Genomic DNA, 21890 nt, shown 5'->3' with positions numbered 1-21890 from the left:
AGGAACGGAACGAGCACCTCACAGGTGGCCAGCAGGAGTCGCCCGCTTGTTCAGCGTGCGTGTCGGGCCGAGCAGCCGTGCCGCCTTTACGTTCCTGAGCACTCCTTCGCTCGCTGCGTGGTGCTGTGGTGCTTCAGGCGGTGCGGTGCGCTCCGGCGAAGGACTGCAGGGCTTCCTGCGTGTGGGGAAGGCCGAGGTCCCGCAGCCGGTCTGCGGACGAGCGGATGAGCCAGGCGTGCCGGTGGCCGGCGAGATCGCCCAACAGCTGCTGCTGCGCCGCTGTCAGGTCGGTGTAGCGGGGTGCGGGGTGCGGCTGCGGAGCGGGAAAGAGCTCCTCGATCGCCCTGCGGGTGCGGGGCCCGTAGCAGTCCCAGACGATGCGGGGCAGGCACGCGTCGAGCGCCTCGCTCACGGCGGCCGGGTCCGAGCCGGGCGGCAGGGCGTGCAGGGTGCGCTCGATGTGGCCGAACAGGTCGCCCTCGCAGTAGTCGGTTACGCGATCGAACGGGCTGCGGGCAGCTGCGGCCGTCGTAGCCAGTCTCCGGATTCTCCGACCGCGACCAGCAGTGCAGCTGAGGCGGCGCAGCGTGGGAGGGTGGTGGGCTGGCCGGTGGTGTGGCTGAGCAGCCAGAGGATGAGCGTGAGCGCGGCCCACCAGAGGCTGACTGATCTGATCTCGCGCCGCCAGCGCGGTGGCCTCGTCATCAGGCGGTGTTCGCCGTACGGAGTGCCGCGATGCCCGCGACCGCGGTGGCGGCCAAGGTGATTGCCGGTGAGGCTCCGGCCATACGCGGGATCGCGTTGAGGGGCGCGACGGCGTACAGGGCGAGGACTGCCCAGCCGCGGGTTCTCGTCGGGGTGAGCCGGGTTCGCAGACGTTCCGGTATGCGTCCGGTGATCATGGCAAGGCCGGCAGGGAGCAGAGTGAGGGAGAAGAGAGCGAGGCCGATCCAGTGCCAGGTCATGGTGGCGGGGGTCTCCTGTGTGGTGCGGGGTCGGGTCAGTTGCGGAGGGTGGTGGCAGTCATGACGAGGCCGGTGATGAGCGCGGCAAGCCCGATGACCAGGACGGGGAATCCGGGGCCGGGCAGGACGTACATCAATGCGCCGGCCAGGGTGAGTGGGGTTCCGGCGGCGGCCAGGATGACTCCGATGCGGCGTTCGGTCATGGTGTTCCTCATGGCGGGCTGGATGGTGGTCGTGGGCGGGGTGTGCGGTGGCGGATCAGGTGGGCGGTGAGTGCCCCCGATCAGCAGGGCCCAGGCCGCCGCGGCGGGGCCGGCCTGCTGCCATCCGAGGATGAGGGTAGCGGCTGCTGGTTCTGGGGCGAGGCAGCAGCTGCTGGTGATGTCCTGTCTGACTGAGGGTTCGCTGTCCTGATCACTGCGCGCTACGACGTTGCCGGTGACCGGCCGTGCGCTGGCTCACCGCGATCACGAGGATGCCGGTCACCATGAGTACGCTGCCAGTCAGAGTTCCCCACTGCCGGGTGTCGACGTCGTTGGTCATCAGCCCGAAGGCCACTTGACAGCAGAGTGCGATGGCAATGACCAACTGCCCCCAGCCGTAGAGCTGCGGGCGGGTGACGTGTTTCCGGTTCGTGGGAAGCACCCATCCGCGGGTGAGCGCCGCGATACCCGAAGCGGCGATGAGCAACGCCAGCAGAATGACCGATATGCCGAGGTAGAGCCTCATGTTCCCTCCTTACAAGCCGGACTCATGCCGGACATCCGCGTGATCATGGCACCTCTTGGGGCGCCCTCCATGAGCTTCCTCCCGGGTGGTGCTGACCGGGGAGGGCGCCGACGAGTGGGCTGATGGAGCTGCCGGGCTGCGACAGCGTGAACCTGATCAAGATGATCACGCACCAGCGGCATGGCCGCCGACGGGGGCGCCGGCCAACACCTCACAGCCGCGGTGATGCGGGGCCCCGGCTCGGCGCAGGTGCTTTCATGGTTCTGGCCTGTCAAGCCGTGTGCACCAGCGGCCGGGCGTGCCGTCCGATACCACGTTGCTGATGCCGTTGCACGATCCATCGCACGAGCGGCAGCAGGCCCAGCCATACCACCAGCATGACCGGCACGCTCGTGAAGGTGCCCACAACCATAGCCGGGAGCGCACACAGGGCTGCTCCGGCTGCTTCCTTGCCTCTGGTCACGAGTGTGGCGGGCAGGTCCCGCACGGCGTGGCACCGGGCCCGGGTTAGGGCCGTGAGACCCGCGTACAGGCCGTACGCGCCGCCGCAGATCACCGCCAGGGCGAGCGCGCACACGAAGATCGGCTCGCCCTCCGGGGTATCGGCGGTCTCCTGGACGACCTTGCCCTGCCGTACTCCGGTCGCGTAGTCCCGCCACAGCGTGACCGTCACGTGGTCACCTGGACGCAGGCGCTTGAGCAGCGGCTCGGAGGCGCCCATGTCGATGCTGCGGGGCACCTGCGTCGGACCGTTCAGGTACAGCGTGTACCCCGATGACTTGTTCTGTTCCTTGATCACTGTACGGGTCACGGTCGCCTCGAACGAGCGCAGGCAGTCGTCATGAGGAGAGGACAGGGCAGCGCACGAGGTCGCAGTTCCGAACGCCTTCTCGTCCTCGATCAGGCTCGGCACGATGGCCAGCCCCGCGGCACCGACAAGGAGCATCACGACTCCGAGCAGCGCCGCGCACAGCCCCCACACGCGACGCCGGACAGTACGCCCCCGGACGGTTCCCGGCTCCGGAGGCAGGCTCAGGCGGAGGCCCAGGAGCGGGTCACCGCGCGACGGCATGACGGCGCCACCCGTCCCACCAGGGTGAACAAGGCCACGGAGACGGTCGCCGCTGCCCCTGTGGCCAGCGCGTCCGCGACGTACCAGACCAGCTCAGGCCGCAGGCTGTCGACGAGCGCGAACAGCACAGTAGCCCCCACAAAGCCGGCCGCGAACCCGGCAGGCCAGGAACGGTGACGTACCCAGAACCACTGCACGAGCCCGGCGCCGATGAGGGGAGCAACGGACAGCCGCGGCTCGTCAAGGGCCGCGCTTGCGGCGTACCCCAGGCCGCTGACCGCCCAGCAGGCCGCGGCGACCAGCACTGCCTCGCTCCAGGAGACGGATCGTCTCACGCCCGCCGCCCGCCCTTCACCGTTCGGGCCCGGTGGCGCTGCCACCCCCGGGCGACAAGGGCCGTCACGATCGAGCCGACCACGAGCGGCCCGGCGACCCAGCGGATCACATCCGCCGACCAGCCCGGCTGCCCGCCGGTCATCAAGGTGACCGTCTCGATGGCGAGGGAGATCCCCAGCAGGACAAAGCCGAGCCCCCAGGCACGGACTCCCCACACGGACCCCTGGATGGGTTCCGGTGGTCGGCGAGGCCGGAGCAGGGCCCGGCAACCCAGCCACACGCATCCCACCCCCCGCGGCGACCACGAGCACGTCCATCACCCTGTCGAACACCTCGGCCACGGCTCCGAGCATCTGTCCCTCCCTCCGCCTGTCACATCCTGCGGGCCTCAGAACAGCAGGTCCGCCCCCGGCTCATCATGATGGCTGCCCGTACACCGCCGCTCATCCACCGGGCACGGCAAACGACCTGGCCAGCTGCTTTCCGGAACCCGGCAATGTGCGTGACAACGGCCCTGGCCTTGTGTTCTTCGAACAGCGTTGTCTTCCGGGTCGCGGCAGCATCTGGTGATCGCGCTGCTCGCGGACGTCCCTGAACAGCATCGGTGTTGCCCCGATGACGGCTGGTGGGCGTTGGCCCGGCCGAGGGCCGGATCATCAGCTGCCATATCCTGCCGCAGCGGCGAGCTGACCTTCGCGATCACGGTCGTGTGCTCCCGGAAACCCCAGGGGCCTGGCCTGCTCGGTACAGGCTCTACTCCCCAAGCGGCCCGACTTGGACCCACATGCACCGTGCTTCAGCTGGAACCGCAGGAAGATCTTACGATCCGACATCGCAAGAAGGAGTAGGTAGATGGATGCCCGGAAGACGCTTTTGGGGACTCATCGTCCTGTCCGTGACCGTTGTCTTCTGCGCCATCGGCTACTACCTCAACGACTACAGCCCGAGCGGTCCTTGGGGCCTCGCGGGCCTGGCCTGTGGCCTGATCACGGTCCTCGCGATCAATAAGCTCCAGAACAAGTAGAGAAACCGCCGTGCTGCCACCCACAGTTCCCGGCCGGTTCGCGGCGCGCCAGCACACCTCCATCGGCAGCCCTGTTCAGACGCAGACAAGCACGGAGACTGCCGGGCCGCGGACGATCGCGCACGGTGTCGGTGTCGGTGTCGGTGTCGAGAAGGATGGCGGCAGCCGGGCGTGGCCCGGCCGAGGGGCAGCTCATCAGCTGCCGTATCCTGCCGCCGTGGCGAGCTGGAAGCGTTCCTTTGTTGATGCGTTCTGGACCTGGGATCAGGTCCTGGGCGGGCAACGGCGTCCGACACGGATCCAGAAGTGGGTGGCCCAGCGCCCCATCGGTGCCGGCCTCTGCGCGGCAGTGCCCTTTACGCTCCTCTGCTTGACGCTGTCGCGAGAGGAGGAGCCCGACGATCTGCTGTTCGCTGTGTTCGCAGGGTTGGCCATGGGAGTGATCTTCGGTCTCGCGGCCGTCGCGGAACGGCTCCGGCGGCGCAGGCTCAAGCGTCTGGGCATATGGGACGGATCCTGAGCAGGGTCCGGCGCGGCCTGCTCTGAAGACGCGTGAGGGAAGAGGGGAACAGGGCAGTGTCACGAAACCCCAGGGGCGAGTTCTTCGACGGCCCGGGCTGGATGTGCTTGAGCATTCTGTTCTACGGGTGGACAGCAGCCAGTAGCGGCACCGTGCCCTGGCTGAGGGTTGTCGCCGCGCTGGGGTTGGCGGTCTGGGTGACGTTGCTCGCCAGGCACCTTCTGCGACGTGCCCCTGCCCGTACATCGTGTGAGCCGCCGGATGGGCCGACGGCCCCGCCCCCAACCAGTTGAGCTGGCAGAACCTAGGTCCCAGGGGCTTCTGGCCCTGGAGTCACGTCCTGGGACGGGGCTGTATGGGCAAGATGCGAACGCCTGGTCCAGGCGCGCTCAGTTGCTCGCGCAGCTGACGGTTGTCCACCTCAGACACATGGAGTGCTGACGACCAGGGCCTCGACATCGGCCCGTAGCTGCTTGATCTCCTCGGCGTCTGCCGCTCGAAGCTCCTTGAGTTTGACGATCTGTTTGCGTAGCCGCAGTTCCCAGTCAGGGGTGCCTCCTCGAGCGCGGACTCTTGCGTAGAAGTCGTTCTTCAGATCGAGGTGCCGTTGCGTGAGGGCGTTGCGGGGTACTCCGGCTTCCGTGGCCAGGGCGACGATGGTGAGCGCTCCGTTCGATTGCTCTGGTGTCCCGGCGAGGATGAGTCCATGGCGGCCCGGATGCGGTCGCGTTCGTCGGGTGCCGGGCTCATGCTGTGGTCTCCTCCTGGTCGGCGATGCGGGTGCGGTGGTGCTGAGCTGCGAGGCTGCGCAGGCTTTCGGCGCGCTGGTGAAGGCGGTCGGCGAGCGGGCCCGGGACCAGCTCGGAGGCTGACTGTTTCTCCAGGTCTTCGGCCTGAGCGGTCAGCTGGGCGGCGTGCCGGTCGGTGCGCGCGATGTTCGCGCAGGCGGGAACGCAGCGGTCCAAGGTAGGTGTGTCCCTGGTGCCGAGGCGGTGGCAGAGGGCCTTGTCGCGGTTGTAGACGCACATCAGGAAGGCGTGCGGGTTGTCGTGGACGGCCAGGCTGGGGTTGCGCAGGATGGCCTTGGCCTGACGGGCACTGCGGATCGAGCCGGTGAACGTCGGCGCCTGGGCGGCGGCGTGGATCGCCCGCCGGGCAGCCGACCCGGAGATGCCGACGCCTGCGCGGAGATCCTTGTGGAGGGCGGCGAGGGTGTCGGCGGTGGCGCGAGCGGTCTCGATGTCGAGGAGGTCGTGGATGCCGTCGCGGCTCCGCGCCGCGTAGCCGGCTCTGACTGCGGTACGCATGTGGCCGTACTGGATGGCCAGGGCGACGAGCCCGCCGGTACGGCGGGCGATGTGCCAGGCCAGGGTGTGGCGGAACCGCCGTCCGGTCGCTCGAACGCGCCCTGAGGCTGTCCGACCGACTGCCGGCCGGGCCGGACACCGCCCATCTCCAACTGCGCCTGCTCACCGCGCTCCCCGCGCTCCCCGCGCCACTTATAGCCTGCGAGGGCTACGGGTCCCAGCGGATGACGACGCTTCACATACGCGCCCTGCGCCTGGCTGGGCAGCTCGGCACCGATCCCGAGCCGCCGCTCCTGTGGTCCCTCGCGCTGGCTGCCCTCACCCGCGGCGAATGGGAGTCGGCGCACGCCTTCGGCACACAGTTGCAGGCCCGCGCCGAGCGGGACGACGACCAGGTCCTGTCGGTGGAGAGCGACTACATCCTGGGAATCGCCGCCTACTGGCCCGGACACCTGACCACGGCCCGCGCCCATTTCGGAGCCGCCGCCATGCGGCACTTCCGGCCCGCTCTGCGCCACGCCCACGTCCTGCGCTACGGACAGGACCCGGAACTTCTCGTCCGGCTGCGCCTGGCCCACACGCTCTGGCTCCTGGGCCACCCCGACGACGCGGACCACCAGCAGGACCTCGTCCGGAACGCCCTCGACACCGCCGGCGAGTCCGCCCACCCCTACAGCCGGGCGACCGTCTGGGTGTGGTCCGCCATCCTCGCCATGGACCGCCGCGACACCGAACGGATACGGCATGGTGTGCGGACCCTCCACGCCGGCGCGGTGGACGACGCTCCCGCGCAGATCCGGCTGGTCGCGGAGATGTTCGCCGGCCACCTGGATGTCCTCGACGGGCGAACGGCTGCCGGACTGGCGCGAGTACGGGCCGTACGCGATCACGTCATGGGCCGCGGCCAGGCACCCGCACCGGGCGTGCCGGGCATGGCCACGCGCCTGCTGCTCGAGGACTACGCGGTGGCGGGTGAGCCGGCAGCCGGCCTCGCGCTCGCCGACGAGGCCCTCGGCATGGGCTGCGGCGCGGAGCTCTGGGAGGCCGAAATCAGACGCCTGCGCGCGTCCTTTCTGGCGGCGCTCGGCGCTCCCGGGGACGAGGTGCTGGCGGAACTCGAACGGGCCTTGGCGGTAGCGCGGCGACAGCGGGCGCGGGCCTTCGGGCAGCGGGTCCGGGAAACGCTCGCGGAACGCTTCCCGGGACACGATCGTGCTTTGGGAAGAGAACCGGAGAAGGAGTGAGGAGGAGTCATGACTACCACCGATCTGGCGACCGCACTGCGCCAGGGGTTCGCCGGACAGGTTGTGCGGCTCGCCGAGTCCGGCTACGAGGAGGCCCGCCAGGTCTTCAACGCCATGATCGACCGGCGCCCGGCGGTCATCGCCCGCCCTGCCGACACCGCGGATGTCGCGGCGGCCGTCGACTTCGCCCGGGATCACGGGCTCGTCGTGGCGGTCCGCTGTGGCGGCCACAGCGTCACCGGGCTGGGTACCTGCGATGACGGGATGCTGATCGACCTCAGCGGCCTGAAGACGATCACGGTCGACCCGCAGGGGCGGACCGCCCGGGCTGGCGGAGGCGTCCTGTGGGGCGAGCTCGACGCCGCCACCCAGGTACACGGCCTCCATACGCCCGGCGGGCGCGTCACCACCACCGGGATCGGCGGTTTCACCACCGGCGGCGGATACGGCTGGACGTCCTGCAAGCACGGGCTCGCCTGCGACAACCTCATCTCGGCCGAGGTCGTGCTCGCCGACGGCAGGGTGGTGCGCGTCAGTGAGGACGAGCACGCCGACCTGTTCTGGGGCATCCGCGGCGGCGGAGGAAACTTCGGCATCGTCACCGAGTTCGAATTCCGACTGCACCCGCTCGGCCCGACCGTCCTCGCGGGGCTGGCGATGTTCCCCGTCGAGCGCACCCCCGAGGTACTGCGCGGCTGGCGGGACCGCGTGGACGCCGCCCCGGACGAGCTCTCGTCCGCCCTCGTCCTGTTCATCGCGCCGCCCGAGCCGTTCGTCCCCGAGGAACTACGGGGCAAGCCGGTCCTGGGCATGGCGGCACTGTACGTCGGTGACGCCGACCGCGGCGCCGACGTGGTGCAGCCACTGAAGGACCTCGGTCCCGCCATGGACCACATCGGGCCCATGCCATACACGGCCTTCCAGTCGGCCCTGGACCCGCTAGCGTCCCGAGGCTTCCGCAGCTACTGGCGCGGCGAGTACATGCGGGAACTCAGCGACGACGCGATCGACAGGTTCCTCGCGCATGGCGTCGACCTGACCGTGCACGGCGCACCCCTGAGCCAGATGATCATCTTCCGTATCGGGCAGGGCGTGGCGGCGGTGCCCGACGATGCGACCGCGTTCTCCCAACGCGAGGCCCGCTACCTCTTCCCCCCGATCTGCATGTGGGCGGACCCCAACGACGACAGCGCGATGATCAAGGCCGGGCGTGCCTTCGCGGCCGCTATGCGCCCGTTCAGCACCGGGGCCTCCTACCTCAACTTCACACCGGAGGCCGACCGCGTCCGCGACGCCTACGGCGAGGACAAATACGCCCGCCTCGTGGCACTCAAGGGCACCTATGAACCGGGCAACCTGTTTCGCCTCAACCAGAACATCCGCCCCAGCCACGCCGCCCCCGTCGGCTGAGTGATCGACTGGCAGCACGCCCACCGGCCGCCGGGACTCCCGGCGGCCACTACGAAGTTCCCTGGCTGCGGCTCGGCTGCGGCTGCGGCTGGTCGTGGCCGCAGGCGAGGATTCCGGCCCGCCGCTGTACCCGTCTTGCCTCGGTGTTCCCGGAGGAAGACCGCTGATCAGGCGTTGAGCGCGCCGAGCTGCTGCATCAGGCCGAGGTCGTCCAAGTTCCACCAGCTCTCCGCGATCTTGCCACCCTCACACCGGAAGGTCGCGTGGCCAGTTCCCGAGATCTCCCGGCCGGTGGCCTCCATGCCCTGGTACGCGCCCACGTGACGCCCCTTGAAGGACACCCGTGCGCAGACCATGTCGCCCTCGGCCACCAGGCTCTCGATGGTGACCACCGGTTCGAACGCCTCGATGGTCTCCCGGTTCTCGGCCTTGGCCTGCGCGAGCCCCAGGTCGTACGACGATAGGGACGGGTCGTGCTCCCGGTAGTCGTCGGTGCACAGTGCGTCCGCCGCATCGACGTTCCGCGCGTTGACCACGTCCTCGAAGAAGCTACGGACCATGATCTTGTTCAGTTGCTCGTCCCTCATGACGTCGAGGTCGGTGAAGGACGGCTCCCCGTCGCACAGGGCGACCATCTCCCGGAAGATCCGATCGGTCTCCGGCAGGTTGGAGTTCTTCATTGCCTCCTCGTACGAGGGGAACTCCACGATCTCCACCACATGAGTGGAGTCGGCGCGGTCCCGCCCCACGATCGAATGGGTGGCCGTCCGCTTGCCCTGAGTCGCCTCGACCCAGGTGTCCATCAACCTGTTCAACTCATCGGCCCTGCTCGTCTTGCAGTCGATGACCTGCATGAATGTCATGACGTCTCCCATAGGTCGGAGAACTCGGGGCATCTCCAGGCTATGTTCGGGTGACGCCAGGCGGCGCCGGCAGGCAGGGGTGTGCAAGGCCACCGACAGGAACCCTCTCTCGACATCGAGAGTGCGGGCTACACCTCGCGTGTCGTCGGTTCCCGCGCCGATGAGATCGGCGACCTGGCCGCAGGCGCGGGAGGGCCCGCATAGGCTCGGGGCCGCAGGCCCGGCCGCTTGAGGGGTCGCCGAACCAGTCCGCCAGATACAGGTGCATCGTCTCCGTGACCGCGGGTCGATCGGAGTGGTGGAGTTGTAGACCAGGTAGGTAGACGGGGCTGCCCCGAGCGCGGGGGTCACGCGGCGGCCCCGCTGTCCACGGGCAGCTCGGCCAGCCGCCACTCCAGCATCCCATCGGTCAACCGGACAGCCTTGCGGCCACGTGCGTGCAGCAGGCGTACGGCGTCGTAGGCGAGGACGCAGTAGGCGCCACGGCAGTACGCGACCACCTCGGCCTCATGCGGCAGCTCCGCGATGCGCTCGGCGAGCTCGTCGACGGGGATCGAGATCGCGCCGGGGATGTGCCCGGCGGCGTACTCCTGTGCTGGCCGGACATCGAGGACGACAACTCCGCCCACCTGGGCGCGGGCCAGGAGCTCCTCGCGATCGAGCTCCTCGGCATCGTCCGTGCCGAGGTATGCGGTGCGGGCGGGCTCGACGTCGGTCTGGTGGGCCTGTGCGACCTGGCGCAGCAGGGCGTAGAGGGCGGCGACGTCGTCGCCAGCCAGCCGATAGTGGATGCGTACGCCGTCGCGACGGGCAGCCACGAGCCCGGCCTGCTTCAGGATCTGCAGATGCGCCGAGGCGGTGGTCAGGTGCAGCCCCGCAGCCCTGGCGAGCGCGTCGACGGTGCGCTCGCCCTGCGCCAGCAGATCGAGCAGTTCCAGGCGCTTGCCGCTGCTCAGCGCCTTGCCGGTGCGGGCGAAGGCTTCGTAGAGCGCGGCTTTGCGCTGGGGGTCTCCCATGGCATCCTCCATCATTCCATGGAATATTGTAGCTAAAGGGGGACGCCCAAGCGACCTGCGCCTTCCGTGACACCTGGAGGACCTGATGGGCTTCGCCGACGATCACTTGATACCGCTGGTCGATGAGGGACTGGGCAACAGCGCCTACCTGGTCGACCTCGGCGATGGACGGGCCCTGGCCGTGGATGCGAGCCGTGATCTGCGTGCCCTGCGCGCCGCGGCTGGCCGGCGTGGCCTGACGGTCGCGTACGCCGCCGACACCCACCTGCACGCCGATTTCCTCTCCGGTGCCGTGCAGCTCGCGCACGACGACGGCGCCGTCGTAGTCGCGTCCGCCGTCGGCAACCGGGCCTTCCCGCACACCACGGTTGCCGACGGCGACGAGATGGATCTCGGCGGCCTGACCCTGCGCGCGCTGGCCACCCCCAGGCACACCGACGAGCATCTGTCCTTCCTGCTCCTCGACAGCACCCGCGAGCTCGGAGTCTTCACCGGCGGTTCCCTGATCGTCGGCTCGGCCGCCCGTACGGACTTGCTCGGTGCCGACCGCGCGGAGGAGCTGGCCCGCGCCCAGTACCGCTCGCTGCGGCGCCTGGCCGAACTGCCGGACGCGACAGCCGTGTGGCCGACGCATGGCTCCGGGTCCTTCTGCTCCGCGCCGCCCGGTGCTGAGCGCACCACCACCATCGCCGCACAGAAGCGGGCCAACCCCCTGCTCGCCGCACCGGACGAGGACACCTTCGTACGGCAGTTGCTCGGCAGCCTCGGCTCCTACCCCGCGTACTTCGACCGTCTGGGTGAGGCCAACCGGCGCGGGCCCGCCGCCCTCCGCTCGGCCCCGACTCTTGCCGCGCTCTCCCTGGATCAGGTGCACCGCCTGCTCGGCGAGGGCGCCCGGATCATCGACGTACGCCCCGTGGTGGACTTCGCCGCAGGACACATCCCCGGCGCTGTTTCCATCACGCTGCGGCACCAGTTCGCCACCTGGCTGGGCTGGCTGCTGCCCGACGACACCCCCCTCGTGTTCGTCACCAACCCCGATCAGGACCTTTCGGAACTCAGCTGGCAGGCGCTGAAGATCGGCTACGAGCGGCTGGCAGGGCACCTCGGCGGCGGTATGGATGTCTCGACCGCGGGCGGCGGAGAGCAGGAACGCATCGAACTGCTTACCGCTGACCGGATCGCCGAGCGCCCCGTCCTGGACATCCGCCAGCGGGCCGAACACATCGCCGGACACATCCCCGGCGCGGTCCACATCGAACTCGGCGACCTCAGCGGGCACAGCGACCAGGCACCTCGGCGCCCCATCGTGGCCTGCGGCCACGGTGAACGTGCCATGACCGCGGCCAGCCTGCTGCAGCGCGCCGGCCACAAGGATCTCGCCGTCCTGGATGGCGGACCGGCCGACTGGTCCAAGGCCACCGGCCGTGCCCTGGAGGAGACCGCGTGACCACCCACGCCACCGGCGAGGCCAGCCCCGGCATACGCCTCGGGCTGCGGGCCAACCTGGCCCAGTTCAGCCTGCTCGTCGTGGTCAACGCCCTGGTCGGCCAGCAGCGGCAGGAACGCACCGTCCTGCCGCTGCTGGCCGACGACGTCTTCCACCTGTCCGCCTACACCGCGGCTCGGGTGGCCTTGGCGATGTTGCCGGCTCCGAGGGTTTTCAGCGCGCCGATGGCGAGGTTGCGGAAGGTCGCCATGGTGCGAGGTGCGGTCTTGGTGTGGACGGTGGAGGCGTCTTCGGCGAAGGTGACGTCCCTGATGTGGTGCGACGAGTTCTCCACTCCCCAGTGCCCACGGATCGCGGCGGCCAGATCGGCCGGGCCGACCTGGTGGGCGTCGAGGCTGGTGACGGCGTAGACGCTCTCGCGGGTCTCGCGCTTGCTGGTCTGGCGACGGCGGCGGTGGACGCGGATGGCCAGGCGGGCGTAGGGAAAGGCGATTCCGCCGAGTTCCTCAGCGATCCCGCAGGTCTTGATCGAGCGGGACTCTCGCCTGCCGTGCCCGGCCCGGGAGGCGGTGTGCTGGACGGGGATGTCCCGCCACGGCAGGGCCGCGAGCTGGCTGTGGGCGGTCGGCTGGTTGGTCTTGATCACGGCGATGTAGTGGGCTTTCTTGGTCTCGACCAGCCAGGAGATGTTCGCCTTGACCGAGTGCAGCGCGTCGAAGGTGACCACGGTGCCGACCAGATCCAGCGGTGCCAGCAGCGGCCGGAAGTGCGTGGTCTCGTTCGTCTTCGCTCCGACCTCGGCCTGGGCAAGGGTCACGACGCAGCCGTGGGTGACCGCCGAGAGCAGGTGCCGACGCGCCGAGGTGAAACGGGCTGATCCCTTGAGCGCTTTGCCGTCGACTGCGATGACGCGCCGTGGCCCGGGTGCGGAGACCCGCGGCGTCACGGCGGGCTCGGTGGCCGCGCGGTGCCGGTCGGCCAGGTAGGCGCCCACCGCCCGGTCCAGGGAATCACCGTCAACAGCCCCCAGTACACGCCCGATCGTGGCCGATGACGGAGCCCGCCGCCAGGTGAGCAGATGGCGACGGACGCCGATGACCGCCTCATCCTCGCCGTGACCGTCACCGTCGCGGGCCTGTCGGAGAACGCCCTGGGAATCCGACTCCTCGACCAGGCGAAGAAGACGTACCCCACGATCTCCAAGAGCTGGGTCGACACCGGCTTCAAGAACGCCGTCGTCGAGCACGGCGCCCGCCTCGGAATCGACGTCGAAGTCGTCAACAGGAACCCGGAGACCCGCGGCTTTCAGGTCGTGAAAAGGCGCTGGGTGGTCGAGCGGAAGGATCGGTTGGATCATGATGCGCCACCTGCTGACTCCCTGACGCTGCGTAGCAGGCAGGCCGTGGCCGCTCGTGTCACGATCCACCTCGAAAGGGCAGGAAGGCTGCTGTCGCGTGGTCGAGCGGCGCCGCTGGCCAGGTGACGAGTCCGCCGGAGGCCGGAGGGGGGTCGTGACGTGCGGGAGCCAGTCTACCCGTCAGCTGATTACCAGCTGTTCGGTATCCATCACGGCCTGTTCGGTGTGGTCGATGACGTTTCCGTTCGAGCAGTTGTTGGGGTGGTCGGTGACATAGTCGCCCAGCACGGGGACTACCGCGACTTCCTGGAGGCATACCGCAGCCGCGGCGAAGCCGAAGCGGCCGGCGGCGCTCACCACTGTCAGCGGCCAGTTAGATTTCCCCGTTCGCGGCCACTTTGACTCCCCACCACGGCCACTTCAGTTCCCCGCTGGCGGCCACTTCGTGTACGCAGCGTGAGGTCACCCCCGGCGGTGTTCGCCCCACCACGGCAGGATCGGAGGCAGGTCGCTGAGGCCGCGGGCCGGCCGCTTCGGCATCGGCGACTCCCCGTCGTCCCCGTCCCAACGGCGCGCGTACTGGTCCGGGAGGCTGCCCCAGCCCCAGTAGGGAACCGGGCGGTCGGGAATCTCGCCGAGTTCCTTGAGGGGATCAATGCGCTTCTCCGCCACGGTGCACAGGTGCGCCCAGTCATCGCCCATGTCGAAGACATAGGCGAACTGTTCGCCGGTCTGCAGTCTGCTCAGCTTGGTCGCATGGCCGTCCACGGTGCCGTCCGGGGCCTCGCCGTCCCACCAGTCCAGCGGGCTGACGTGGGTGGCGTCGGACAACGTGAACAGGTGCAGGTGAGCCAAGTCCCAGCGAGCGAAGCCGAGATCGATGGCCGAGGCGAGCTCTGTGAAGGAGTGCGACCGAGCCGCTGCGAACACCCGGCCGGGACGCGGCCACAGGTCCGCACCGTGACCAGAGACCAACTCCACCCGAATCGACAGCCAGGTACGAGCCATGTCAACAACCCCCTCATGCGCCAGATCCGCGAGACAGTACCGAGGCTACTGAGTGTGACTGCCGAATGGGGAATCGAGCTGGCCGTACGTGGGGAATTTCTACTGGCCGCCGTCACACCACGTCCCCGAGGTCACTGTCGTTGTCGGCGAGGGCGGGAGAAGTACCCGACGCGGTGACGGCGGCCACTGCCGCAGCGGTGAGCATTCCGCGCGCGATCATCTTTTTCATGACCAGGCCAACGAGGAGCCGCAGGGCAGGGCACGGCCCCGTGTTCCAGCGGACGCGTGGGAAACAGGTCTTGATCGTGGAGAGCAGGCCGACCGCGGGCTTCGGACGCGCCCTGCCGCGCGGGGCGCATCGCCAGCGAGTGCTCCTCGGGTCTGGTCGCTCAGGTCAGGAGCAGGCCGCCCCCAGTCAGCAGAGCGGCGCCGGCCAGTGCGGTGAGCAGCGGGACCGTGCGCTTGCTTGCTCCGCTGAGGCGGAGGGCGAAGGCCAGCGGGCCGATGGGAGCGGTCCTGTTGTTCATGTCGATCTCTTCGATGGTCGAGGTGACCTCGGATCGGTTGTGTTTCAGGAGTCGTCTCGTCGCAGGGCATCACGCAGCCGCAGCAGTTCGCGGCGGTGGGCCTGTGCCCGCACCAAGACGAGAGCTGCCGCGGCGGTGAAGAGGACCCCGCCCAGAGCGGTGACCAGCACGTCGGCGGCGGCACCGCGCACGGCGGCCAGCGCCGTCCCCGCGATGGTGGTCAGCACGGTCGCCCCGAGCGCGAGGCGAGCGCCCAGCACCCGGTCCCGGGCGAACAGCGGTCGCCGCCTGCTCAGTACCCATCCGGCCAAGCCGGCCCAGGCCGCCCCGATGGCAACCAGTCCGGCGAAGGCCACCTGCGTGCGGGCGGGCAGCGGATCCGGCTCGGTCGCCCACAGCACCGCGATCAGTGTCGCCGCGCACCCACCCGCCAGCCCCACCGCCATGTGGCGCATCCGGGAGCGCAGCGACACCTCCGCGGCCAGCGCGCGTTCCAGCTCCTCGGGCACTCCCCGCTGAGCTGTGGGGTTCTGCTCACTCATGCCTCGTATCCCCTTTCCGCAAGGGCGGTCCGCAACATGCGCCGCGCCCGGTGCAGTCGGCTCTTGACCGTGCCGGGCGGTACGCCGAGCACCTCCGCACAGGCCACCAAAGGCAGATCCTGAAGGTGGAACAGGATCAGCGCCTCGCGCTCCAGGGGCGGCACCCCGGAAAGGCCGGCTTCGATCTGCATGGTGGTCAAGACGCCGCTGAGTTCGTCGTCGGCGGCGACGTCGCCCACCACGTCCATGGACGTCTCCGGAACCCGGTACGTCTGACGCAGCTGGTCGGTGACCGTGCGCCGGGCGATGGTGAACAGCTACGGGGCGAACCGCTCCGGCTGCCGCAGGCGCGGCAGGCCACGCACCACCGCGATCCACACCTCCTGTGCGAGGTCGTCCGCGAGGTGCGGTGAGCCGACCATCCCGCGCAGGTAGCGACACAGCGGGGCATGCCAGGCACCCACCAACTCGCGGAACGCCTCCCGCTCCCCGAGCTGGCAGCGCACCACCAGCAGCCCGTCGTGCACGTCGCTGCTCACCCGCATCTCCCTGTCCCGCGCCATCCGTCACCCAGACAGTCGGCATTCCAGCCGGAAAGGTTCATAAGAGCGATCCTCTCTGGCGCGGGTGCGGCAGTGCACCCGATCGCGCCCGGGGCAGCGCACGCAAACTTTGATGATGTCGGGTCCCAGTTGATGCCTGACGTTTGGGTCTCACCTGATGCTTGACGGTGGGCCTAGACAACATCGGAAATTTTGTGGGGCTTGTTGGCTTTCACGTTACGGACCGGGACGTCGGTGGTGCGGCGGATGACCCGGACCTGGCCGTCCAGCTCGGCGGTGATCGTGGTGTCCGAGACGTGCACGGTCACGGTCTGGCCTGCGTAGGGGCGGCCCAGGGAGACGGTCTGGCGGCAGACCGTGACCGTGCCCACCGCGCTGACCTTCCGCTGCACCCGGACCGGCTCGACACGGGGCCGGGGCGGCGGGCCGGCAGGCCGCAGTCCACGCAGACGCCGCACCTGATCGGGACTGAGCGGGTTGGGCCGCACCCGCAGCAGTTCCCGCGAGGACGGATCGAAGAACGACAGCGTCTCGTCGTCGATGCGGACACCCACCTGGCGGCCGCCGAGGATCTCCGCCGCCAGCACCTGGTGGCCGCCCAGGCCCACCAGGCCGCTGTTGTTCACGACCCGGTCCACCTCGAACGCGGCCCCGTCACTGTCACCGGCGGGAAGCGGCGGAGGGCCCGCCGCACGACCGCCCCGGGCCGCCAGCCGCCCCAGATCCACCACCGACAGATGCGACCGCACCGTCTTGACCCGCGCCCCCGCGATCAGCACATGGATCACTCGCGTGTCCGCCCAGAACGTCACCGTCAGCCCCGCCCGTGACGGACCCAGCCAGAACTGCTTGCCCGCAACCTGCAGATTCCCACTCGCCGGCACCACCCGCTCGAACTCCACCGCCCCTGCCTCATCCACCCGCACCACGCCGGGAACGGGGACCGGGGCAGGCTCCGCCTCGACCGGAACCCGGTCCGCAGGCGGCGTCCGCTGCTGCGGCACCAGCCCCAGCACCCCAGGCACCCGCAGCCCCAGCACGGCCCGCTCCTCCTCGGGCACCGGAGCAAACCGGTCGGCAGGAGACCGCATGTCCAGGGCCTGATGCGGCCGCACCGAGTTGTACTCGGCCACCCACGCGTCCAGCACCGCCTGAGCCTGCCCGACGCTCTCGAACGCCGGGCAGTCATCCAGAAGTTCACGCCGCAGCGTCTGGTGGAACCGCTCGACCTTGCCCGTCGTCGTCGGCGAGGCCGGCTGGGTCAGCCGGTGAGCGATCCCGTTCTCCCGGCAGATCCGGTCGAACAGCACCTCACCCCCGTGCCCGAACCGGTCGGTGAACTGCTTGCCGTTGTCGAGGTCGCGACGATCACCAGGTCGACTTCTTCACCGTGGACACGGGCATCAGCGAGAGCAGCGCGGGCTGCCTCGGACACCATGTCGGCGACGGACTCAGTGTCCGCGAAGCGCCGGCTGACGATCCCGACGCGCTGTCTGATCCATTCGTCGTTGGTATCGACCATGCGCGCGATCTCGTCGTTGCTCACCACCCGCGGGGGCTGGTAATGGCCTACGCCGACGATTCGGGCTCCCGGTTTCGGCGACGACGTAGTCATTTCAACTCTGCCTTTCTGCTGTTTCGAGAATGGGACCTGCGGTGTCCCCGGGATGGGTCAAGGCGAGGCGCCAACTGGCCTCACCCACCCCGTAGACGGGTTCCGGAGGAGGTTGACCGGGCCTACGTCAGTAGTCGAACTTCTCGAACTGCACGTACTCCCCTGCCGTCCATTCCAGGACCGACCTCCTCAGGCCGGGACCTGTACACACATCGAATCGCCGCCGAGCCGCTGTGCCCTTGGTCAGAACGTCGTTCTTCTGGATCCGTCGGGTGCGTACTACTGTGCCGAGCCGGCGGATCCTGTCGATTTCTGCGTTTTGTTTTCCGTCGACCGATCGGGTCACGAACAGCTCCGTTACCGCTCCCAGGCCGTCGACTTTTTCCAGGACGTCGACTGCCAGCGGCAGGTCATCCGTTTTCAGGCTCCAGAGGATTCTCATCCTCCGGCCGGATTCCAGCACGGGCTGCGCCTGCGCCATGAGAGGTGTGATTCCGACTCCAGCAGCCACCACGATGATGTCGTCATCGGTGCGCGACCCCTTGGCTGCGTCAGCGTACCTCACCTCTTCTTCGCCGCCGAAGTCCAAAACGGTGGCGGAGAGCGGCGCACCGGGCTTCCACTTGGCCAGGAGTGACGTGACTGGCCCGTTCCTCCGGACAGTGACCTCGAATTCGGCCCCGCTCAGCGGTCCGCGGTGTTCCGTTCCTGCGGTGCGTTCTTCAGGGGTGGGAAGCGTTGGGCTCGAGATGGTGAAGGCCCGGATGTAATCGTCGTTGAGTGAGCGGGGGTCGTGGTCGCGCATGTGTGACCATCCGCGATCGAGCGTGGCGGAAAAATCAAGAGTGACGTGCTGCCCCGCGCGCCATGGTTCGAGCTGCTGGAACTCTGCGCTCGACCGTGGGGTGGACAGATCGGGGGCGAGCCGGAAGGTGTATCGCGAGATCGTCGGCGTCAGATGGTGTGCGCGGATCAATGTCGCCGTAGCCTTCCCCACCGGTCGGCCGTCCGCGTCGACGCTGTCGGCTGAGCGGGACTCCGCTCCGCTGATTTCGTGAGCCAACCTGCGTACCGGCGGGTTGTAGGGCGACTGGTCCAGCAGTTGTCCACGGAACGGCAGCCCGTCCTTCACGAATCGAGCCGCCTCCACCCGCACTCGGACAGCGAGTTTGCTGTGCGGGATCATGGATGCGGCGTCGGCGCCGGCCAAGATCTCTGCCCGTCCTGTCAGGTAGAGGACGTCGCCGGTTTCGAAGTCGGGAAAAGTAATTCCCACAGCAGGGTCGGACTTAATGTTTCCCAATGTCTGGAACAAGCGATTCCCCGAATACTCGGGATACACCAGAACGACACCGTCTGCATCGGAGTTCGTGTGTACTCGCACGAACCCGGGAGCCCCACCCCGGTTGTTGGTGTCCATGCTCTCAGCGCCGTGCCTGCTTGAGATGAAAAAGAGGTCGGACTTGGCGATGAGTTGCACCGCCTCGGGCGGCAGCGGAAGCCGGTCGCCGACCAGGTGAGGAGATGCTTCATGAGGCTGGACGGTTTTCCTGTTCAGGTACTTCGGGCAGTTCCCCAGTGTCTCGTCCACAGCGAGGGCCACCTGCACTTCCGCAGGCCCCCCAGCCCTCCCGGCCACCGTATTCTTCTCCAACGGCCTGGCCAGAACCGCTCCGCCGAGCACTCTCCCGGCAATTTTGACCCGCGTCCTGGTTTCCAGGTCGATCACCAGGCCGGCGGCCAGCCTTCCCCCGTCCTCGTGCCTGACGAGGATCCCGTCGCGGTCGCGCTCTTCCTCATCCCTCTCCTGCTCCTTGCTGCTTGTTCGGTGCATGTGGCCGTCCTCGTCGGAGAACAGCGCCTCCAGTGCCGGGTCATATCCGAGCGTGCCCTCACTTCGTCCCCCGGGCTGGTGCGCGACGTGAGCCAGCGAAGTCACCTTCAACACGCCTCTGGCCAAGGGGAGCGTGGTACCTGGTTGCCCGCCGAGCACCGTTGTCCATACGCGGCCGTTCCTGTCGACCGCCCCCAGTGCGATGAGAGGGCTCTGCGTCATCCAGGGCACGTACTCCATGGGCAGCCCGGGAGCCGTGGGATTGAATTCGTACGGCACCTTGAGAAGCCGGTGCATGGCTTCTTCACCCTCGTGCCACTGGGGCCGCGAGTGCGAAAGATTCGTCGTCATAGGCTCTTCTCCTCCCACGGTGGTTCTGCGAGAACCGCTGGGTTGTTCATCGTCGAGAACCCATGTTCTGGGCGTTGGTCCCAAAAGGTGCCTCGGTGCGGGGTTCCGGCCTGCTCGGGATTGCCGAAAGCACAGCCGCGCCGGCACTCAGGAGGGCGGTCCACGCCAGTGGCGCGGCGGTGGTGGTGTGTTCGGCGAGAACGCCTGCCAGCCACGGCCCCACGGTCTGTCCCGCGGCGAACAAGGTCGTGAACGCTGCCAATGTCGCGGTTCAGTCGACAGGCTGGAGCACGGTCCGGATGCAGGCGGTGACAGTCGCCGGGACTGCCATGAGCGTCACGCCGTAAGCCGCCGCCGAGGCGAACACCGCAATGGCCGAGGATGACAGCAGAGGCAGGTCCGCGCCACCGGCGAGGCCCGCCCAGCACGGCAGCCAGGACACGTGTGCCGGGCCAGCGGGTCATCGGGCGGCTCCACAGGAACGGGGTTGCCATGACTCCGGCTCCCAGCACCGTCAAGGTCAGGATCTCCTGAAGGACCGAGGCGTGTCGATCAGCGAGGTAGACGGACAGGAAGGTGATGCAGGTGATGTAGCCGACCGCAAAAAGGAGGTAGGCCAGGGCGCGCATCGCCACCAGCACCAAGAATGCGTTACTCGCCGCCGTGCCCGCCAGCGTCACCGCAGTGGCGGCCATTCCCCAACGGAAGACGGACGCGGCGCCCCACCTGCGTACCAAGGCAGCGGTCAGCACCGCACCCACCACGTAACCGAGTCCGTTCGCGGTGCTCAATGCGCCCGCGTCGGCCAGGGTCCACCCCAGATCACCCTGCAACGCCGGCACGAGCAGTCCGTAGGCGAAGCGGGCGAGACCCAGCGCTGACGCGGTCCCCAGCGCCAGCCGCACGGCGGTGGCCATACCCACTCCCAGGATCGAACCGACCGGTACCATCTGACGCTAGCACGACGATCGAACCGGTTGGTACCATCACCTCATGCCTGTTGCCAAAGGTTCGACCATCGACCCCGAGCGAACCCGCGCCACGATCGTGCACGCGGCCACCCAGGTGCTGTACGAGCGGGGGCTGGACGGCATCGGGGTGGCGGAACTCTGCGCACGTCTTGGCGTGTCCAAGGAGACGCTCTACCGGCACTTCGGCACCAAGGACGGGCTGGTGCACGCCGTGCTCGACACGCGAAGCGACCGGGTCATCCACTGGCTGACGGATACGGTCTCATCGAGCGGAGACCGTCCTGCTGACCAGCTCACAGCTCTGTTCCGGGCTCTCCAGGGCTGGTACGACGGTCCTGAGTTCCGCGGCTGTGCGTTGATCAACGCCGCCACGCAACACCACACTGACGCCGTCCGCGCCATCGCCGCGCGCCATGTCGAGGGTTACCTCGAACTGCTCACCGGCATCGCCGAGAGGGCCGGCGCCGACGATCCGCACCGCCTCGCGCTGCAACTGCTCATTCTTGCGGAGGGTGCCACCGTCGTGGCCGACCATCACAGCTCTGCGCGGGCGGGTGAGCTGGCTTGCCAGGCCGCCCTGGCTCTCCTCGCCGCTGCGGAGCGATCCTGACCAGTCCCGCGGGTCGAGCCTCAGCGAAGGAGCCGCTCCGCCCCCGTAAGGGGACGGAGCTGGGTGCGTTCGAGGTCTTCAGCCCTCGGATCTGTCATGCGGCCGGACGCCGACTCAGCGGGCGTTGTGGAAGATGACGCCGAGGGTGTTGCGGTGTCCAGAAACGACAGCGTTGGTGCCGTGCCGCATGGGGTGGCGACGGAAGCCGTTCTTGCCGCGGACCGGGCGGTGCCGGACGGGGAAGATCATCCCCTGGCCAAGCTCAGTGACCACGCACTCAACCGGTGCGTGTCGACACCATGGCGCTCGCGCGGGGCCTTCCGCAGCAAGGCTCGTTCTTTCTGGCCAACCTTGGTAGGGAGCCTTGGGTCGATCAAAGACAGCGGCGTGGTGGCTGTGGATCAGCAGTCACCGGATGTGAGGTGGCGTGAGATGGCTCAAAGAGATACTTCACAAGCCCTGACTGTCAGTGGCAGCTCTAAGAGGTCCTAACAGAAGTTGTTGATCATGTGACTTTCAGCTTGGGTGGTCGTTGGGCTGTTCGTGGGGAAACGACAGTCGCGGCCATGGATCGTG

General features: G+C 68.6%; 27 protein-coding genes and 2 pseudogenes. 7 read left to right on the top strand and 22 right to left on the bottom strand.

The window, feature by feature from the left end; all coding sequences use genetic code 11:
* Positions 1–133: 133 nt before the first annotated feature.
* The 7 genes from ACFW48_RS18005 to ACFW48_RS17975 form a co-directional block, all read right to left on the bottom strand.
* Positions 134–412 carry a hypothetical protein gene (locus ACFW48_RS18005; RefSeq protein ID WP_386315750.1) on the bottom strand — a complete coding sequence of 93 codons (279 nt, stop codon included), beginning with the start codon at positions 410–412 and terminating at the stop codon, positions 134–136.
* A gap of 292 nt (positions 413–704) precedes the next feature.
* Complete coding sequence (locus tag ACFW48_RS18000) at positions 705–965, bottom strand: hypothetical protein (protein ID WP_386315748.1); 261 nt, start codon at positions 963–965, stop codon at positions 705–707.
* Between the two features lie 35 nt (positions 966–1000).
* Positions 1001–1180, bottom strand: a complete 180-nt coding sequence (locus ACFW48_RS17995; protein ID WP_386315746.1) for a hypothetical protein — start codon at positions 1178–1180, stop codon at positions 1001–1003.
* Positions 1181–1379: 199 nt separating this feature from the next.
* Positions 1380–1694, bottom strand: coding sequence for a hypothetical protein (locus ACFW48_RS17990; RefSeq protein WP_386315744.1), 315 nt, complete (start codon positions 1692–1694; stop codon positions 1380–1382).
* Between the two features lie 271 nt (positions 1695–1965).
* The gene (locus ACFW48_RS17985) at positions 1966–2640 is read right to left on the bottom strand and encodes a hypothetical protein (RefSeq protein WP_386315742.1); all 675 of its coding nucleotides are present in this window, start codon (positions 2638–2640) and stop codon (positions 1966–1968) included.
* 86 nt (positions 2641–2726) lie between these two features.
* Positions 2727–3101 carry a hypothetical protein gene (locus ACFW48_RS17980; protein ID WP_386315740.1) on the bottom strand — a complete coding sequence of 125 codons (375 nt, stop codon included), beginning with the start codon at positions 3099–3101 and terminating at the stop codon, positions 2727–2729.
* Positions 3098–3319, bottom strand: a complete 222-nt coding sequence (locus ACFW48_RS17975; protein ID WP_386315738.1) for a hypothetical protein — start codon at positions 3317–3319, stop codon at positions 3098–3100. Before ACFW48_RS17975 ends, ACFW48_RS17980 begins: the two co-directional genes overlap by 4 nt.
* A 678-nt stretch (positions 3320–3997) precedes the next feature.
* Between ACFW48_RS17975 and ACFW48_RS17970 the strand changes: the two genes are divergently transcribed.
* The gene (locus ACFW48_RS17970; protein ID WP_386315737.1) at positions 3998–4126 is read left to right on the top strand and encodes a hypothetical protein; all 129 of its coding nucleotides are present in this window, start codon (positions 3998–4000) and stop codon (positions 4124–4126) included.
* Between the two features lie 217 nt (positions 4127–4343).
* On the top strand, positions 4344–4646 hold the full coding sequence (locus ACFW48_RS17965; RefSeq protein WP_386315736.1) for a hypothetical protein: 303 nt from the start codon (positions 4344–4346) through the stop codon (positions 4644–4646).
* A 746-nt stretch (positions 4647–5392) separates the two neighbouring features.
* Here the strand turns inward: ACFW48_RS17965 and ACFW48_RS17960 are convergent.
* Positions 5393–5953, bottom strand: a complete 561-nt coding sequence (locus ACFW48_RS17960) for a hypothetical protein (RefSeq protein WP_386315734.1) — start codon at positions 5951–5953, stop codon at positions 5393–5395.
* A 224-nt stretch (positions 5954–6177) separates the two neighbouring features.
* On the opposite strand from ACFW48_RS17960, the gene ACFW48_RS17955 reads away from it, so the two are divergent.
* Complete coding sequence (locus ACFW48_RS17955) at positions 6178–7197, top strand: hypothetical protein (RefSeq protein WP_386315732.1); 1020 nt, start codon at positions 6178–6180, stop codon at positions 7195–7197.
* Between the two features lie 9 nt (positions 7198–7206).
* The gene (locus tag ACFW48_RS17950; protein ID WP_386315730.1) at positions 7207–8607 is read left to right on the top strand and encodes an FAD-binding oxidoreductase; all 1401 of its coding nucleotides are present in this window, start codon (positions 7207–7209) and stop codon (positions 8605–8607) included.
* Positions 8608–8774: 167 nt separating this feature from the next.
* On the opposite strand, the gene ACFW48_RS17945 is transcribed toward ACFW48_RS17950, so the two are convergent.
* Together ACFW48_RS17945 and ACFW48_RS17940 are read right to left on the bottom strand one after the other, a co-directional pair.
* Entirely contained in the window at positions 8775–9470 is a 696-nt protein-coding gene (locus tag ACFW48_RS17945; protein ID WP_386315728.1) for an ester cyclase, read from the bottom strand.
* Between the two features lie 347 nt (positions 9471–9817).
* Complete coding sequence (locus ACFW48_RS17940; RefSeq protein WP_386315726.1) at positions 9818–10486, bottom strand: ArsR/SmtB family transcription factor; 669 nt, start codon at positions 10484–10486, stop codon at positions 9818–9820.
* Between the two features lie 85 nt (positions 10487–10571).
* Here ACFW48_RS17940 and ACFW48_RS17935 point away from each other — a divergent pair, with 85 nt between their 5' ends.
* Positions 10572–11936: a rhodanese-like domain-containing protein gene (locus tag ACFW48_RS17935; protein ID WP_386315724.1), complete on the top strand. Its 1365-nt coding sequence runs from the start codon at positions 10572–10574 to the stop codon at positions 11934–11936.
* A gap of 163 nt (positions 11937–12099) precedes the next feature.
* Here the strand turns inward: ACFW48_RS17935 and ACFW48_RS17930 are convergent, their stop codons facing one another.
* On the bottom strand, positions 12100–12942 hold the full coding sequence (locus ACFW48_RS17930; protein WP_386316291.1) for an ISAs1 family transposase: 843 nt from the start codon (positions 12940–12942) through the stop codon (positions 12100–12102).
* Positions 12943–13038: 96 nt separating this feature from the next.
* Here ACFW48_RS17930 and ACFW48_RS17925 point away from each other — a divergent pair.
* A pseudogene (locus tag ACFW48_RS17925) lies at positions 13039–13309 on the top strand (IS5/IS1182 family transposase); the annotation flags it as partial.
* A 164-nt stretch (positions 13310–13473) separates the two neighbouring features.
* Here the strand turns inward: ACFW48_RS17925 and ACFW48_RS17920 are convergent.
* The 10 genes and pseudogenes from ACFW48_RS17920 to ACFW48_RS17875 form a co-directional block, all read right to left on the bottom strand.
* Positions 13474–13650 (bottom strand): hypothetical protein, encoded by a 177-nt coding sequence (locus ACFW48_RS17920; RefSeq protein WP_386315722.1) that lies wholly within the window; start codon positions 13648–13650, stop codon positions 13474–13476.
* A gap of 105 nt (positions 13651–13755) precedes the next feature.
* A complete protein-coding gene (locus ACFW48_RS17915) occupies positions 13756–14301 on the bottom strand; it encodes a hypothetical protein (RefSeq protein ID WP_386315720.1) in 546 nt (181 codons plus the stop codon).
* A gap of 389 nt (positions 14302–14690) precedes the next feature.
* Positions 14691–14828 (bottom strand): hypothetical protein, encoded by a 138-nt coding sequence (locus ACFW48_RS17910; RefSeq protein ID WP_386315718.1) that lies wholly within the window; start codon positions 14826–14828, stop codon positions 14691–14693.
* 44 nt (positions 14829–14872) lie between these two features.
* Positions 14873–15370, bottom strand: a complete 498-nt coding sequence (locus ACFW48_RS17905) for a transmembrane transport protein (protein ID WP_386315716.1) — start codon at positions 15368–15370, stop codon at positions 14873–14875.
* Positions 15367–15618, bottom strand: a complete 252-nt coding sequence (locus ACFW48_RS17900) for an RNA polymerase sigma factor (protein ID WP_386315714.1) — start codon at positions 15616–15618, stop codon at positions 15367–15369. The genes ACFW48_RS17905 and ACFW48_RS17900 overlap by 4 nt, the downstream gene beginning before the upstream one ends.
* Positions 15619–15687: 69 nt before the next feature.
* Positions 15688–15909, bottom strand: coding sequence for an RNA polymerase sigma factor (locus ACFW48_RS17895; RefSeq protein WP_386315712.1), 222 nt, complete (start codon positions 15907–15909; stop codon positions 15688–15690).
* A 1091-nt stretch (positions 15910–17000) separates the two neighbouring features.
* Positions 17001–17288: pseudogene (locus ACFW48_RS17890) on the bottom strand (integrase core domain-containing protein); the annotation flags it as partial.
* Complete coding sequence (locus ACFW48_RS17885) at positions 17195–17479, bottom strand: hypothetical protein (RefSeq protein ID WP_386315711.1); 285 nt, start codon at positions 17477–17479, stop codon at positions 17195–17197. The pseudogene ACFW48_RS17890 and the gene ACFW48_RS17885, both read right to left, overlap by 94 nt.
* A gap of 196 nt (positions 17480–17675) precedes the next feature.
* Positions 17676–19733: a pyridoxamine 5'-phosphate oxidase family protein gene (locus ACFW48_RS17880; RefSeq protein WP_386315709.1), complete on the bottom strand. Its 2058-nt coding sequence runs from the start codon at positions 19731–19733 to the stop codon at positions 17676–17678.
* Positions 19730–20650: a YbfB/YjiJ family MFS transporter gene (locus ACFW48_RS17875; protein WP_386315707.1), complete on the bottom strand. Its 921-nt coding sequence runs from the start codon at positions 20648–20650 to the stop codon at positions 19730–19732. The genes ACFW48_RS17880 and ACFW48_RS17875 overlap by 4 nt, the downstream gene beginning before the upstream one ends.
* A 76-nt stretch (positions 20651–20726) precedes the next feature.
* Between ACFW48_RS17875 and ACFW48_RS17870 the strand changes: the two genes are divergently transcribed.
* A complete protein-coding gene (locus ACFW48_RS17870) occupies positions 20727–21314 on the top strand; it encodes a TetR/AcrR family transcriptional regulator (RefSeq protein ID WP_386315705.1) in 588 nt (195 codons plus the stop codon).
* A 114-nt stretch (positions 21315–21428) separates the two neighbouring features.
* Here ACFW48_RS17870 and ACFW48_RS17865 read toward each other — a convergent pair whose 3' ends face one another.
* Positions 21429–21587, bottom strand: a complete 159-nt coding sequence (locus ACFW48_RS17865; protein ID WP_386315704.1) for a 2OG-Fe(II) oxygenase — start codon at positions 21585–21587, stop codon at positions 21429–21431.
* Positions 21588–21890: the final 303 nt, after the last annotated feature.

The sequence above is a fragment of the Streptomyces sp. NPDC058812 genome (assembly GCF_042744565.1).
GTDB classification, from domain to species: Bacteria; Actinomycetota; Actinomycetes; order Streptomycetales; family Streptomycetaceae; genus Streptomyces; species Streptomyces thinghirensis.
The sequence above is the reverse complement of the archived record's forward strand: the minus strand, read 5'-3'. Positions and strand labels throughout refer to the sequence as shown.